The sequence below is a fragment of the Marvinbryantia sp. genome (assembly GCF_047017445.1).
Classification (GTDB): Bacteria; Bacillota; Clostridia; order Lachnospirales; family Lachnospiraceae; genus Marvinbryantia.
The window spans coordinates 85,384-100,672 of the sequence record NZ_JBKXTT010000011.1; the positions used below are offsets into that span (position 1 = coordinate 85,384).

Below are 15,289 nucleotides of genomic sequence, written 5' to 3' on the forward strand. Positions count from 1 at the left end.
AAAACAATGAAAAATTATAATGAGATGAAATCTGCATATTCCGCCCGCGTTACTTTCACAAAATCCTGCGGCGCAAGCTTTATGGTTGCGCCGATTTTTCCGCCGCTCACATAAATCTGGTCGAAATTTTGGGCGCATTCCTGCAGGAATACAGGAAACTGTTTTTTCATGCCGATAGCGGTGCAGCCGCCGCGCACATATCCGGTGATCGGTGTGATGTCCTTTACGTGGATCATCTCCATAGATTTTTCGCCGGCCGCTTTTGCCGCTTTCTTTAAATCGACTTCCTCTGCGATTGGCAGGACAAAGACGTAGTACGCCCTGCTTTTTCCCTGGGCGACAAGCGTCTTAAAGGAAGCTTCCACCGGAGCGCCGGTCAGAGCAGCCGAGTGCAGACCGTCGATAAATTCGTCGCACTCATAGGTGAGCAGCTCGTAGGGGATTTTATTTTTTTCAAGAATGCGCATTGCATTCGTCTTTACTTCTTTTGCCATAATGATTCCTCCTGGCTTTTTATTATATACCCAATTTGCGGGACTGTCATTATTTTCTAAAGAAAAGACGTCGAACAATTTAAAATTCATCAATTTTTTAGAGAAATTAGTACAAAAGTATGATAAGATATTTTCAGATATTCCGGTGATTCTGTCAGTCGGCAGGCGTCGGGAAAATGATGGAAGAACTGAAATGGCGGAAAGGAACCGGGGCATGGAGAATTTTGTACAGTTAAAAAACGTATCGAAGGTCTACAAAATGGGCGAGGTGGAGATCCGTGCGGTGGACGGCATAGAGTTTTCCATTTCCAAAGGGGAATTTGTCGTTATCGTCGGACCGAGCGGCGCCGGGAAAACCACGGTTCTGAACATTCTCGGCGGTATGGACACCGCGACGAAGGGACAGGTGCTGGTGGACGGCGACGACATTGCAAAATACTCGCCGCGCAAGCTGACGGGGTACAGGCGGGATGACATCGGCTTCGTGTTCCAGTTTTACAACCTGATCCCGAATCTTACCGCGCTGGAAAACGTGGAGCTTGCACTGCAGATCTGCAAGCATCCCTTAAAGGCGCAGGACGTGCTGGAGGAGGTCGGGCTTGGAAACCGTCTGAAAAACTTTCCGGCGCAGCTTTCCGGCGGCGAGCAGCAGCGTGTGTCGATCGCGCGCGCACTGGCGAAGAATCCAAAGCTTCTGCTCTGCGACGAGCCGACCGGCGCTCTGGATTACCAGACCGGAAAGGCGATCCTGAAATTATTGCAGGATATGTGCAGGGAAAAGGGCATGACGGTCATTGTCATCACGCACAACTCGGCGATCGCGCCGATGGCGGACCGCGTGATACATATTAAAAATGGAAAAGTGGCACAGATGAAGATGAATGAAACCCCGATGTCTGTGGCGGATATTGAGTGGTAGGATAAGGACGGCAGGACGGAAGATTTTATGAAGAAAAGGGCACTGAGAAAAGATTTTTATATGGAAATCCGCAAGAGTCTCAACCGCTTTCTCTCAATCCTGCTCATTGTAGCGCTTGGCGTGGCGTTTTATTCCGGGATCCAGTCGGCAGCGCCCGACATGCGGTACTCCGGCGATGAGTATTTTGACGAGCACAAGCTGATGGATCTGAAGGTGATCGGAACGCTGGGACTGACGGATAGCGATATAGAGGCATTGTCACAAATTGAGGGCATTGCCAAGGCGGAGCCAGGCTATCTGGCGGACGTGCTCTGCGGTGAGGAGACGCAGAAGGTGCTGCGCCTGGAGTCTGTCACGCCGACCTTAAATAAGCTTACACCGACGGAGGGACGGCTTCCGGAAAAATCCGGGGAGTGTTTTGTGGACGTGGAGTTTCTGGACTCCTCCGAATACGAGATCGGCGACACCATCACATTTTATCTGACGGATGAGGATGACGAGCTGCCGCTGAAAAGAGATACCTTTACCATTGTGGGCGCAGGCAGCAGTCCGCTTTATATCGCCTTCAGCCGTGGAAATACAACGCTTGGAAACGGAGAGCTTTCCGGCGCAGGTTACATTTTGCCGGAGGACTTTGATTACGAGGTCTACACACAGGCTTACCTGGAGGTGAGCGGCGCGCGTGATTTGACAGCGTACACTGACGCCTACGACACGCTGATCGCGAAGGTGATGGACCGTGTTGAGGAAATTGAGGGAGCGCGCTGCGAAATCCGTTATCAGGAAGTAATGGACGAGGCAGAGGAAGCGCTTGCGGACGCTAAAAAGGAATTAGAGGACGGAAGAAAAGAGGGCGAGAGCGAGCTTGCCGAGGCGGAGAGCGAGATCGCGGACGGGGAAAAAGAGCTTGCCGACGGCAAGAAGGAACTGGAGGAAGCAAAAAAGGAACTTGCGGACGGCGAGAAAGAGATTGCGGACGGCGAAAAGGAGCTTTCAGACAGCAGGGCGACGCTTGCGGAAAAGGAACAGGAGCTTGCGGATGCAAAGGCACAGCTTGCCGACGGATGGTCGCAGCTTGAAAGCGGAAAACAGGAGCTTGCTTCTCAGGAAGCTTCCTTTAATAAACAGTATAAATCTGCGATGAAGGAGATTACGTCCGGCGAACAGCAGCTTGCAGATGCAAAGACGCAGCTCGCTTCCGGCAGGGAGGAGTACGAAGCCGGGCTTGCACAATACGAGGCTGGAAAGCAGGAGTATGAAAGCGGTGAGCAGCAGTATGCGCAGGGACTCTCCGAGCTGGAGGCACAGGAGGCGGCATGGCCGGCGCAGAAGCAGGAGCTGGAGGCACAGAGGGCGGAGCTTGCCGAGAATCAGACCGCGCTGGAAGCGGCGCTGCCGCAGATGGACGCGAAGCTGACAGAATTGCAGACGCAGCAATCTGAGGCGCAGGCGCAGCGCGATTCTCTCGGGACGCAGCAGGCGGAAGCACAGGCGCAGCGGGACAGTCTGCAGGCGCAGCTTGATGAGCTGAATGGACAGATTACGTCGCTGCAGCAGGCGGAGGCGGGGCTTCAGGCGGAGCAGAGCGGACTGCAGGATAGCATTGGATCGCTGAACAGTCAGATCGAGAGCTGTAATGTAAAGGTCAGCGAGCTGAATGCAAAAGTCAGCTCACTGGATGGGGAGATTTCCACCCTGAACAGCCAGATCGATTCGTTAAACGCGCAGATCGCGGCGGAAAAAGCGCAGGAGACGCCGGATACGGAGAAAATCAAGGCGTGGGAGACAGAGCTGGCGGGAGTGCAGAGCACTCTTGACGGCAAAAACGCGGAGCGCGCAAATGCAAAGGGCGAGCTGGATAGCGCGAATGCAGAGCTGGCGGGAGCGCAGAGCAGCCTTTCCGATGCACAGAACCGCCTGAACGCAATACCGGGAGAGCTTGCGGCAGCGCAGGAAATGCTTGCGCAGTGTCAGGCAGGTGTGGAGCCGCTTGCGGGCGGCATTGCACAGGCGGATGCGGGGCTTTCGCAGTTAAAGGATGGCATTGCGCAGGCGGATGCGGGTCTGTCACAGTTAAAGGACGGCATTGCGGCTCTGCAGGCGGAGATCACTACGCAGACCGGCAACCTGGAACAGGTAAAGGCGGGCATTTCCCAGATCGACAGCGGTATTGCGCAGGCGGAGGATGGCTTTGCGGCAGGAAAACAGCAGCTTTCGGAGAGCCGCGCACAGCTTGACGCGGCAAAGAAGCAGCTCGATGAGACGCTTCCGCAGCTCAATGCAGCGAAAGCGGAGCTGGAATCCGGAGAAAAGGAAATTGCTGCGAATGAACAGAAGTTAAAAAGCGCACGCAAACAGCTTGCGGACGGAAAAGCGCAGATTGCCAGCGCAAAGCAGACGATCGCGGAAAATGAACAGACTCTGATCGATTCGCAGGCGCAGCTCGCGGACGGCGAAAGTCAGCTTGCCGACGGGAAGCAGCAGCTTGCGGACGCGGAAAAAGAGCTTGCCGATGCGAAGCAGGAGATAGAAGACGGGAAAAAGGAAATCGCAGACGCCGAAAAAGAAATTGAAGATGCGGAAAAAGAGCTTGCCGACGGCAAAAAGGAGTATGAGGACGGCAAGAAGGAATTTGAGGGGGAGATCGCCGACGCGGAGCAGAAAATAGCCGATGCGGAGGCAGATATTGCCGATATTGAGATGCCGGAGTGGACCATCAGCGACCGCAGTGATCTGCCGGACAACATCGGATACGGCGAAAATGCGGATCGTATGCGCAATATCGGGCAGGTGTTCCCGGTGCTGTTTTTCCTGGTGGCGGCGCTCATCAGTCTGACGACCATGACGCGCATGGTCGAGGAGGAACGCACGCAGATCGGTACCTTAAAGGCGCTCGGTTATGGAAAAATGGCGATTGCGTCCAAGTATCTCGGCTATGCGCTGATCGCAACGCTCGTGGGCAGCGTGCTCGGCGTATTGCTTGGCGAAAAATTCCTGCCGTATGTCATTGTGATGGCATATAAGATCATGTATCATCATATGCCGAACGTGGTGCTTCCTTATAATATGAAATATGCGCTGATCGCGACAGGTGCGGCGCTGTTTTCCACGCTGTTCGCAACCTTCGCGTCCTGCTATCGGGCGCTTGCGGATGCTCCGGCGGTGCTGATGCGCCCGCCTGCACCGAAGGAAGGAAAGCGCGTGCTGCTGGAGCGTATCCCGTTTTTGTGGAAGCATCTCAGCTTTTCCTGGAAGTCTACCGTGCGTAATCTTTTCCGCTACAAGAAGCGCTTCCTTATGACGATTTTCGGCATTGGCGGCTGTATGGCGCTGATGATCGTGGGGTTTGGTCTGCGCGATTCGATCATGGATATTGCCACACTGCAGTTTAAGGAGCTGCAGGTTTACGATGGTATGGTGATCCTGGATACGGACGAACCGCAGGAAGAGCAGGAGGCGCTTGAGACGGCGGTTATGCAGGATGCGCGGGTGGAGGATTACACGAAGGCAATGATGCGCAAGGATATCGTGCAGATCGGCAAGAAGCGCTGGGATCTGTATCTGATGGTGCCGGAGAATCTGGAAAGCTTCCGTGAGTTTGTGAACTTCCGTGACCGCACCTCCGGTGAGGAATATGAGCTGACGGACGAGGGCGCGATCATTACAGAAAAGATCGCGAAGGAGATGGATCTGAAGCCGGGCGACACGGTTGCGATTGAAAATGAGGATTACGGGACGGTGGAGGTGCCGGTGGCGGCGATCACAGAGAACTATCTGCACCATTATATTTACCTCACACCGGCACTGTATGAGCAGTGCTACGGGGAAGAGCCGCAGTATGACCAGATCCTCTACCGTGCAAAAGAAGGAAATATCGAGAATATCATGGAGATCGGCGAGGACTTTATGACGTATAAGGCGGCGCTGAGCATCAGCTACACGCAGACGATGATGGATCAGCTTGACTATATGCTGTCGGCGCTTGATTCGGTAATTATCGTACTGATCACCTCGGCGGGACTGCTGGCGTTTGTAGTGCTGTACAATCTGAACAATATTAACATCAACGAACGCAAGCGAGAGCTTGCCACCATCAAGGTGCTCGGTTTCTATGACGGCGAGGTGGATGCCTATGTGTACCGCGAAAATATCCTGCTGACCATCATCGGCGTCTTCGTGGGCGTCGCGCTTGGAATCGTGCTGCACCGCTTTGTCATCGTCACCGTTGAAGTGGATTACTGTATGTTCGGGCGCAACATCAACCTGCCGAGCTTCCTGATCGCGGCGGCATTTACGGCGGTGTTCTCGATTTTCGTGAACTTTGTAATGCATTTTAAGCTAAAGAAAATTGATATGGTGGAAAGTCTGAAGAGTGTGGAGTAGGAGCAACACCTGAATCCGGACAGGAGATTATATGGCGAAGTTACCACAGGAATTTCTGGAGAAAATGAAAAAGCTGCTCGGCAAACAGTATGAGGCATTTCTTGCCTCATACGAACAGCCGCGCCAGTTCGGGCTGCGTGTAAATACGGCCCAAATATCTACGGAGGAGTTTGAGCGGCTTGTGCCGTTTCATTTGAAAAAAATTCCCTGGGTGGAGAACGGTTATTTTTATGAGGAGCAGGACGCTCCGGCGAGACATCCGTTTTACTATGCGGGGTTATATTATCTGCAGGAGCCGAGTGCAATGACTCCGGCTTCGATCCTGCCAGTCAGGCCGGGCGACCGGGTGCTGGATCTCTGTGCGGCGCCGGGCGGAAAGGCAACGGAGCTTGGAGCGCGGCTTCGCGGCGAAGGACTTCTGGCAGCGAACGACATCAGTGCTTCCCGTGCAAAGGCGCTTTTGAAAAATATCGAGGTATTCGGCATTCCCAATGCTTTTGTGACAAATGAGGTCCCCGCGAAGCTGGCGGAGCAGTTTCCGGAATTTTTTGATAAGATTCTCGTGGATGCCCCCTGCTCCGGGGAAGGTATGTTCCGCAAGGATCCTGCTGCGGCTAGGGCGTGGGACGCCCGGAAGCCTTTTGCGTGCGCAAAGCAGCAGAAAGAAATCATTACCCGCGCCGCGCAGATGCTTGCGCCGGGCGGACAGCTTTTGTATTCCACCTGCACATTTTCGCCGGAGGAAAACGAGCAGGTCATCGCTTATCTTCTGGATACGCAGGACGATATGGAGCTGCTGGAGATCCCGCAGTATGAGGGCTTTTCATCGGGCATACCGACTGTGGCAGAAGAGGATTGGATGGAGGCTGCCAGAGCGGGCAAAGGGGAAAGATCGGCAGCATCCGGCAAGCGGGACGAAAAATATACGGATTTGAGAAAATGTGTGCGTATCTTTCCGCACAAGATGCCCGGCGAGGGGCATTTTCTGGCGCTGCTGCGTAAAAAGAAGCCGACGGACGCTTTGGATGGCGGCCAGGACGGGGCGGCGAAACGGATAGAGGACCGGACCATCTGTTTAAATAGCGAAAGACGTGCGGAATACCGGAAATCTGTGCCGGGCGGACTGCAGGGAAAAGCGGCTGCATCAAAAGCGGAGATGGAAATATTGCAGGAATTTCTGCGGGACGTTTCCATGCCGATGGATATATCACGTTTGGAAATCCGCAAGGGGCAGGCGTATTATGTGCCAAAAGAGACAAAAGAAAACCGGGGTCTTGTTTTTCTGCGCAACGGGCTTTATCTTGGAGAGGTGAAAAAAGACCGCTTCGAGCCGAGCCAGTCCTTTGCAATGGCGCTGAAAAAGGAAGAATACGCCGCTGCGATCGATTTAAGCTGCGGCGATGAACGTGTGGTAAAATATTTGAAGGGCGAAACGATAGAAGTGGACGACCTCGCGGAAGCAAAAGGAAAGGGCTGGCAGCTTGTCTGCGTGAACGGTTATCCACTGGGCTGGGGGAAACTGGCGAACGGTACGCTGAAAAATAAATATCATCCCGGCTGGAGGATGAAATATTGACGCTGAAAATGCCGGAAACAGGACACCGGCATTTTGATGTATTAATGGCGATAGTATGATAATGCTAACACAAAGAATAAAAAGATTAAAAAAATTAAAGATCAAAAAATCAAAAAAAATTAAAAAAACACTTGATTTTGTAAAAAGAAAATGCTATACTTACAAAGCTTGATTGAGAAAGCAATCGATGCGTGGCTCAGCTTGGTAGAGCGCTGCGTTCGGGACGCAGAGGTCGCAGGTTCAAATCCTGTCGCATCGACTCTTGGCAGGGGCGCCGGAAATACTGATAAATACAGTATTTCCGGTATTTTTTTGTTTTTAACAAATGCTCCTAAATGGAGCGCCAGGTTCCAATTTTTCGTTTGTTCTAACACTTATTCTAACACTTTAATAATTTTTTAAAATCCGTCAATAACGCGATTCTCGATCAAGCATACGAAAAACCTTGAATTTAAAGGTATTTCAGACGATTAGAATATCAAAGAATCCATTTTAGTGATCCCGACAATCAATGTGCCAATAAGTACAACTGTGTCTATAAGCAGAACGCTTACGATACTTTTAACCAAATCATATACAAACAGTATAGAAAATAACTCAACGGACAACGCAATAAAACATAGATAGTTTGTCAGATATTCTGTTATGAGTTCCCCATGAAGGTAATTCATCAGTAGCCTTGCATGTATAACCGGCCGTAAAAAAAGGCGGATAATAATGCAGGCTAATGGATAGGTGAAAATAAAAGCTTTATCTACAAGCGAAGTTGCATTTCCGTTACTCCACTGAACAGGGATTTCCGGCGGCAGTTTCGTATATGATACGAATCCGATTATCAAACATAGTGAAGCGATAATTGTCCATGTAATAAAGCTTCCCCATATATACAGAAAGCTGACCGAATCCAGTTTGATAACAGTTTTATTATCATTCCAATAAGTCTGTAAATCTGTCACATATTTTTCCACTTGCATTTCATCAAAGCTGATATTTCCGGCAGCAAGCATTTTTTCGCACATAATCTTTGCTTTGTTTAAGTCCGCGATCTGTGTTTGAAGCGTCGCTGTCTGCTTTTCTATCACGTCCATTAAAGGTACTTTATTGGACATGATGTACCGAATATCTTCAATGGAGATTTCCAATGTACGCAGATAAGCAATTTTCTTGATATTTTCAATATCTCGTTCGGAATAATCCCTATATCCGTTTTTATCATTCCTCGCTGGCTCAATAAGCTTTTCCTTTTCATAAAAACGTATATTGGAACGTGCTAATCCTGTTCTTTCTTCAACCTCTTTTATTGTCATATATCGTGCCCTCCTGCTGTAAATAATAAGGTATCAACAAGGTTTACAGTCAAGTCTTTTTTCAAATTTTTTAAAACAAGAGCTTCTGATGATTGTAAAACGAAATCAGATAGAAAAATGATGGATATGTCGATAGTAAGGATGAGATCACTGGATTAGCCGCATGTAATGGATGCTGCAGGTTATAGATGTGTGAGCGGAATGCGGTGATAGATGCACATTCCGCTCTTAGGGGAGGGACGGTCAGTAAGCCCGTCCGAACCGATGCCGCCGCTGCTCATGTGTAAGGTTAGCCTGAAGCGGAGCGCTATGGACACTCCCACTGCAGTTTAAATTATCGATTCGGCTCCTGTGCGCCGTACACCACGCGGATTGTATAATCCACATCCTCTATCGGAGCATCAGCATCGATCACAACGCCTGCGCTGCCTTCATAAGTATCTGTCGCTAAAGCCTCATAATCATCTGCGGCATGACGAATGTTAAAGCTCTGGATAACGCCGCCTTCCTCTGTTGCTATATTAGGAAGCGTCAGGCAGAGATATGTGAATTCCTCTGCACCAGCATTGTCCGTCTTGTAGATATACGCATTTTCGCCCTCAATGGCATTTTCAATGGTTTCTACAAAACTGTACTGATAAGAGAATACCTTGTCGCCCTCGCTGTCCAGTGCAGTCATGGAATCGTCTGTGAATGTGAAAGAGGAAATATCATCCTCAAATCCTGCCGCCTGGATTTGCAGGGCTTTCAGGCCCTCACCGTCCAGATCATCCATGCCGATCGCAGGGCCAAAGGCTTCCGCCGCCGCTTCATAGGCATCATCCAAATCCGGATTTTGTGTAAAGGTGTAAAAGGCCGTCCAACCAGCGTCATTTTTCCAGTCAGCAAGCGTTTCTCCGGTTGCTTCTTCTTGAGAGGTTTCTTCCTGCTGAGATGTTTCGCTTTCCGCAGCGACGAAGCTATTTTCGCTGTTGTCTGCGGAAATTCCGTAACCGCCAAGAGAAAGTGACAGCATAGCCGCCAGGATAAGTGATAAAAGTTTTTTCATGAGTATAGATCTCCTTTTAATTTATTTTCTAACCCTCGGTGGATGTCTGCAAATTCCATAGCTTTGCATATAGTCCATTTTGGGTAAGAAGCTGTTTATGGGTTCCTTCTCTACGATCTGTCCTTCATCCAGAACAAGGATGGTATCTGTGCCTGCAACGTTTTTTGACCGGTGAGCGATCACGACAACTGTACGCTGGCTTTCTTCTTACAGACAGAATTCGTTCTGTACCCCTAAAACGCCGCAACGGAAATGCCCCTTGCGGAACATTCCCGTTGTGTTTGTTATATATGAAATTATCTGCACGCTATGGCGAATAGAATAGTTGGTCGGTGATTTCCAATATGTTCTTCAGATCATAAGAATCACCGTTCCCGGTAAACTTGCTGTTATAAATCATGCCCCATGCTCCATACAGCACAAAAGTAGCGAAGGCTTCTGCATTGTCCTCCGTGATATGGAAACGATTGTTAAGCCGTTTTTCCCGGATGCCTTACAAAATAAACCTGGAATAGGGAACAACCATGCAGTCTAACATATGTACCAGATCATAGAGCTTGTAGGAAGTATCGGAGATGGATGCGTCACAGCGCGGCGCAAAATTTTCCATATAGCCCTGTATATCTTCCTCAACCATGCTGCGAAATATCGGCAATTTTTCTTCAAAAGAAACTGCCTCATCCTCAAGAATCCTGCATTTTCGTTTTAAACGCTTTGCAATATATTGTTCCATAGAGGCAAGGTAGATGTCCTGCTTAGACTTGAAATAGTAGTAGAACATCCCTGGTGCTCCGTTTACTACATTCAAAATATCCCGGACGGAAACCGCTTCATAACCTTTTTCAGCGAAAAGAGCAGATGCAGCATCGATCAATTCCTGCCGTCTGACCTCCGGCTTTTTACTGTTCTTTTTCAGATCATGCACCTCCTTGTTACTAGTTAGAACAAACTAACCCGCTATTCTAATAAACGCCCGTCCGTTTACAGAACGAGCGTCTATCTAAATAATACTCAGCAGCTTACCGCTTGTCAAGAGATAAACACCAATTCGGACAAAATTTCCTGTGGATCTCTTGTGGAGAAATTCCAAGATGGCAATGCCCTTTTGGCACAGGACTTTGCTAATTCCCGGTAAACAGGACTTAACTACTTGCAGCGCTATGGCAAACACAGTAGGAACAAACACTATTTGCCTCTGTATCCTTACATGGGCAGACATATTCCGGTTTTTCAGAAACAGAAAGGCATTTCCAGTGTGTTGCCTGCTGTGGGTGCATAGGACGTTTCTGCACAAAAGCGAGGTAAATACTTGCAAGAATAATCCATTTATGCCCTATGGAGCAGTCTGCCATATAGATATCCAGGTATCGCTGAAGTGCTTCGTATAAATTACGGACAGATTTTGTATCTATCTCAAAATTTTCAACAGGCGTATTTCTCATAGAGAGCAAAACGTCTCTGTTAAAAGAGCTGATTACCAGAGACGGATCAGCGTGTTCCAGTCTGTCCCATTCATCGGCGGTTATAGCTTCGATTAGTTTATTCAGTAATTCCTGTACCTGCATTTTTTGCTCCCTTCTTTCCAAAAAGCAATCCACCGAAAAATGTTACCGTATTTTCGCCATTGTTGTACTGTATCCCGGCGGCTTTTGCAAGTTCATAAATATTAAAACCATAACCTTCTATGGAGTGATGTAAATACTCTGGAAAGCGGCAGGGAGAATCAGGGTAAGTGCATTTGGTACATTTTCCGCACCCTTCATTGGAAAGCAATAAGTAATCCAATAAAAACACCTTGAGTTTTTCATCGAAAATATCCACGCTGCCCTTAAAGCAAAGCAAGGCATTATGCATACCCTCAATATCAAACGAATGCTCCAAGTCATATTTTATAGAGAACAAGAGCATTTTCTCGTATTGCAGGACTCGCTTTTTACATTCATCTATCTTGCCGATTGCAGGCGGACAAGCCCAGGTCGCGCCGTAATTGTGGCAAGAATTTTCTTTACAGATTTCCCGTATCACCGGGTAAAACAACAAATCCTTTGTATTGATAAAATCTGCTTGCCATATACCACTCTGTATGGCAGTCTCTTTGATTTTTTCGCAAATATCCATTTTTACATCCCCTGCATTTCCCTAAATTATAAATGTTAGGATTCTTAAAATCTATTTCAATACTTCTTGCAAATATTTTATTTTCCCGCCTGCTCAAGCATCTTTTTCACCAACTGCTGAAATTGTTCGCTGGTTTCATTGTCCGGCGGCAAGATCTTTTTAATCTGTTCCGCAGCTAACGTTGTCCACATCATCAATGGGATATGATTCCGGCTTTGACTCCTGCGCGGCGATCATTCCCGTCACAGGTTCCTGAATCCCCTGACTTGCTCCCTCGGACACCCCGGTTCCTTTTGCGGGATATGCCGCCCGCTGCAAAGGGCCAAAATCCGCTGTCCGGGAGTTCCGGGTAAAGCCCTGGATACGCACATTTTCCGTATGTTTTCATTATACAGAATAATTGCAGAAATGCAATTTCAAAAGAAGGAATATCCAGGCGGGAAAAGCACTGCAGCGAGCCAACCTCAGGACAAAATGTCCCAAAGTCCGGGGAGCGTGTTCGTCTCAAAATCTTATGAGACGATTCCCAACTCCGCCTTCAGGAAATCTCGGGAAATTATTTCGTCAAATGTCGGAAAATATTTGTAAAATACAGGAATATGACGTATGATATAGACAATGTAAGCGCAAACGAGGTGTTTTGAATGCAAAACCGCCCCAAAATTGCAGATGACATTCTAAAACGTAAATTTGGAAGGCAAAGGAGCGGTTTGGTTTTGATTACGGGACTTAAGCAGTGCGGAAAAACCACAACCGCCGAACAGTACGAGAAGGAGTGTATCATATGAAATTAGTGACATTTACAATAAGTGAAAAAGAACAGGTCGGCATTTTAAATTCTGCCGAAACCCATATCTACCCGGTTTCGGCTTTCCATCTTCCCTATGAAACAATGAACGAGCTAATTCAAAGGCTTTCCCCGGAGGAAAAGGAAATTCTTGCATCTTCCGCTGCGAAAGCGCCGGAGGAGGTGGCTGGCGCGGTTGAGAAAAGCAGCGTCCGTCTGCTGGCGCCGATCCCCTGCCCGATGCAGGATGTGATATGTCTCGGGATCAATTATATGGCGCATGCGGAGGAATCCGCCCGTTATAAGAAGGAAGCGTTTGGCGGCGAGCGTCCCTACGCGATTTATTTCTCCAAGCGGGTGAACCGGGCGGTGGCGAACGGGGAGCCGATCCTTGCGCACGCCGATCTGGTAGACAGCCTTGACTATGAAGCGGAGCTGGCGGTGATCATCGGCAGGGATGCAAAGGACGTGGCAGAGGAAGATGCGGAAAAGTATGTGTTTGGCTATACGGTACTTAATGACGTGAGTGCCCGGAACGTTCAGACGCGCCATAAACAGTGGTATTTTGGAAAGAGCCTCGATGGTTTCACGCCGATGGGACCGTGCATTTTGACGGCGGACGAGGTTGCATTTCCGCCAAGGCTGAACATCCGGTCGCGGGTAAACGGCGAGCTGCGCCAGAACAGCAATACGGACCTGCTTATCTTTGGAATTCCACATATTATCAGTGAGCTTTCCCAGGGAATGACTCTGAAAGCGGGAACGATTATCGCCACCGGCACGCCGGCCGGAGTCGGCATGGGCTTTCAGCCTCCGGTGTTCTTAAAAGACGGAGACGTTGTGGAATGCAGCATTGAAGGAATCGGAAGCATTACGAACCCGGTGCGGTAATGTGTGATATCAGGCAAGATGAGCCTGGTCTATTTTCTGTTTTGAAAACCATTCAAATCATTTTCCGAAGCTGCGGACTATCAGGTAAGCGAAGAAGGCGGGGACAATGACGATTATTTTTCTTGACAAAGAGATAACGTATGTTGTATAGTAAGACAAGTTAGCGGCTTCTAACAAAGGCTGCTTTTCTTGTGACAATTGGTTAGCAATAGCTAACTAAACAATAAGTGATGGGAGGCAAACATGAAAAAGACTTTATATGTGATTTTGGGATGTGTTGGCTTAGTACTTGGCGCGGTGGGAGCCGTTCTGCCGCTTATCCCTTCGGTTCCGTTTCTGCTTCTTGCAGCATATTGTTTTGCAAAAAGCTCGGAGCGTCTGCATAACTGGTTTATCGGAACAAAGCTGTACAAGGACAATCTGGAGAGCTACGTGGCGGGAAAAGGAATGACAAAGAAAACAAAGATTCGGATTATGGCTACGGTGACAATCCTGATGGCGATCGGATTTATTATGATGCATCAGGTTCCGGTGGGACGGATCGTGCTCGCCTGCGTGTGGGTATTTCACATAGTATATTTTGTGATGGGCGTGAAGACAATTCCGCAGTAAACAGGTTACTTTCCACTGCGTTCACGGCAGGTGTTTGGGGCTGGCGTGAACAGCAACGTAAACAGAACGTCCTGAATATAAATTTTATTTTACGCGTTGCGCACTCATTGTTAATGTATTATGATGAGTATGCAGCGCGTATTTTTTGCGGGCGAGAGAGCGTTTATCCGCGAACTGCTATAGAAAAAGAAATCAGGATGACAAGAGGCAGGTGAAAGGCATTATGGAGGGAAAACATCGGATCGGGGTGCTGTCGGATACCCACGGACTTTTGCGGCCGGAGGTGCTGGAGTATCTGCAGGGATGCGAGGTGATTCTTCACGGCGGAGATATTAATCGGCAGGAAATTCTGGACAGGCTGGCGGAGATTGCTCCTGTTTATGTGGTGCGTGGAAACAATGATAAGGAGTGGGCGGAAAAGCTGCCGGAGACGCTGCGGCTGGAGCTTTACGGTGTGAGGATTTTTATGATTCACAACAAAAAGCAGGCGCCGAAGAATCTGGACGATGTGGATGTGATGATTTACGGTCACTCTCATAAATATGAGGAAAAGCGGGAGGGTGGACGGCTATTGCTGAATCCGGGAAGCTGCGGACCGAGACGGTTTTCGCAGCCGATTACCATGGCGGTGCTGGAGATTGCGGATAATGGAGAGGTTTTCGCAGAGCGGTATGATATCCCGCACAGAACGGAAGCCGGAAATGACACGAAAAGAATGAGTGATGCTAAAAACGGCGTGGCAGGAAATGCCTTGAAAGAAACTGGTGATTCCGGGAATGGTATGCAGAGAAATGCCGCAAAAGAAACTGGCGATTCCGGAAATGGTATGCAAGGAAATGCTGCGAAAGAAACTGGTGATTCCGGGAATGACATGCAGAGAAATGCCGCAAAAGAAAATGTGATGTTTCGGAAAGCAGCAGCCGGGGAAGTCAGCGATCTGCGCCGGGTGATCGAGATAATCATGAGAGACACGCAAAGGGGCAGGTCGGTGCAGGAAATGTCACATAAGCTTCAGATTTCGGAAGAACTGGCGGAGCAGATCTGCCGCCTGTATCTGACACATCCGGGCGTGGATGCGGACGGGATCATGACAAAAATGGGACTATGATGCAGATAGGATTTTACGCCGAGAATATGACAAAAATGGGGCTATG

General features: G+C 49.0%; 12 protein-coding genes and 1 tRNA gene. 7 read left to right on the top strand and 6 right to left on the bottom strand.

From position 1 onward, the window contains the following. Positions 1–14: 14 nt before the first annotated feature. Complete coding sequence (gene ybaK, locus ACLU9Q_RS13370) at positions 15–494, bottom strand: Cys-tRNA(Pro) deacylase (RefSeq protein ID WP_296831335.1); 480 nt, start codon at positions 492–494, stop codon at positions 15–17. A gap of 214 nt (positions 495–708) precedes the next feature. On the opposite strand from ybaK, the gene ACLU9Q_RS13375 reads away from it, so the two are divergent. From ACLU9Q_RS13375 to ACLU9Q_RS13390, 4 genes are all read left to right on the top strand, one after another. Then, positions 709–1,413: an ABC transporter ATP-binding protein gene (locus tag ACLU9Q_RS13375; RefSeq protein WP_298515426.1), complete on the top strand. Its 705-nt coding sequence runs from the start codon at positions 709–711 to the stop codon at positions 1,411–1,413. A 27-nt stretch (positions 1,414–1,440) separates the two neighbouring features. Continuing rightward, on the top strand, positions 1,441–5,796 hold the full coding sequence (locus tag ACLU9Q_RS13380; protein WP_296831331.1) for an ABC transporter permease: 4,356 nt from the start codon (positions 1,441–1,443) through the stop codon (positions 5,794–5,796). A 31-nt stretch (positions 5,797–5,827) separates the two neighbouring features. Beyond that, on the top strand, positions 5,828–7,372 hold the full coding sequence (locus ACLU9Q_RS13385; protein ID WP_412625407.1) for an RsmF rRNA methyltransferase first C-terminal domain-containing protein: 1,545 nt from the start codon (positions 5,828–5,830) through the stop codon (positions 7,370–7,372). A gap of 185 nt (positions 7,373–7,557) precedes the next feature. After that, a tRNA-Pro gene (locus ACLU9Q_RS13390) sits at positions 7,558–7,631 on the top strand. Between the two features lie 211 nt (positions 7,632–7,842). On the opposite strand, the gene ACLU9Q_RS13395 is transcribed toward ACLU9Q_RS13390, so the two are convergent. The 5 genes from ACLU9Q_RS13395 to ACLU9Q_RS13415 all read right to left on the bottom strand — a co-directional run bounded on the left by ACLU9Q_RS13395 (position 7,843) and on the right by ACLU9Q_RS13415 (position 11,845). Beyond that, a complete protein-coding gene (locus ACLU9Q_RS13395) occupies positions 7,843–8,679 on the bottom strand; it encodes a MerR family transcriptional regulator (RefSeq protein ID WP_296831327.1) in 837 nt (278 codons plus the stop codon). 334 nt (positions 8,680–9,013) lie between these two features. Then, positions 9,014–9,727, bottom strand: a complete 714-nt coding sequence (locus tag ACLU9Q_RS13400; RefSeq protein ID WP_296831325.1) for a ZinT/AdcA family metal-binding protein — start codon at positions 9,725–9,727, stop codon at positions 9,014–9,016. A gap of 493 nt (positions 9,728–10,220) precedes the next feature. Beyond that, complete coding sequence (locus tag ACLU9Q_RS13405) at positions 10,221–10,601, bottom strand: TetR/AcrR family transcriptional regulator (RefSeq protein ID WP_296831323.1); 381 nt, start codon at positions 10,599–10,601, stop codon at positions 10,221–10,223. Positions 10,602–10,869: 268 nt separating this feature from the next. Continuing rightward, positions 10,870–11,292 (bottom strand): DUF2115 family protein, encoded by a 423-nt coding sequence (locus ACLU9Q_RS13410; RefSeq protein ID WP_296831322.1) that lies wholly within the window; start codon positions 11,290–11,292, stop codon positions 10,870–10,872. Next, positions 11,267–11,845, bottom strand: coding sequence for a DUF2284 domain-containing protein (locus ACLU9Q_RS13415; RefSeq protein WP_296831320.1), 579 nt, complete (start codon positions 11,843–11,845; stop codon positions 11,267–11,269). The genes ACLU9Q_RS13410 and ACLU9Q_RS13415 overlap by 26 nt, the downstream gene beginning before the upstream one ends. A 784-nt stretch (positions 11,846–12,629) precedes the next feature. On the opposite strand from ACLU9Q_RS13415, the gene ACLU9Q_RS13420 reads away from it, so the two are divergent. The 3 genes from ACLU9Q_RS13420 to ACLU9Q_RS13430 all read left to right on the top strand — a co-directional run bounded on the left by ACLU9Q_RS13420 (position 12,630) and on the right by ACLU9Q_RS13430 (position 15,243). Continuing rightward, on the top strand, positions 12,630–13,523 hold the full coding sequence (locus tag ACLU9Q_RS13420; RefSeq protein WP_296906158.1) for a fumarylacetoacetate hydrolase family protein: 894 nt from the start codon (positions 12,630–12,632) through the stop codon (positions 13,521–13,523). A 243-nt stretch (positions 13,524–13,766) separates the two neighbouring features. Continuing rightward, positions 13,767–14,135, top strand: coding sequence for a YbaN family protein (locus tag ACLU9Q_RS13425; RefSeq protein WP_296831316.1), 369 nt, complete (start codon positions 13,767–13,769; stop codon positions 14,133–14,135). A gap of 223 nt (positions 14,136–14,358) precedes the next feature. Further along, positions 14,359–15,243, top strand: a complete 885-nt coding sequence (locus tag ACLU9Q_RS13430) for a metallophosphoesterase family protein (protein WP_308593822.1) — start codon at positions 14,359–14,361, stop codon at positions 15,241–15,243. Positions 15,244–15,289 lie beyond the last annotated feature (46 nt).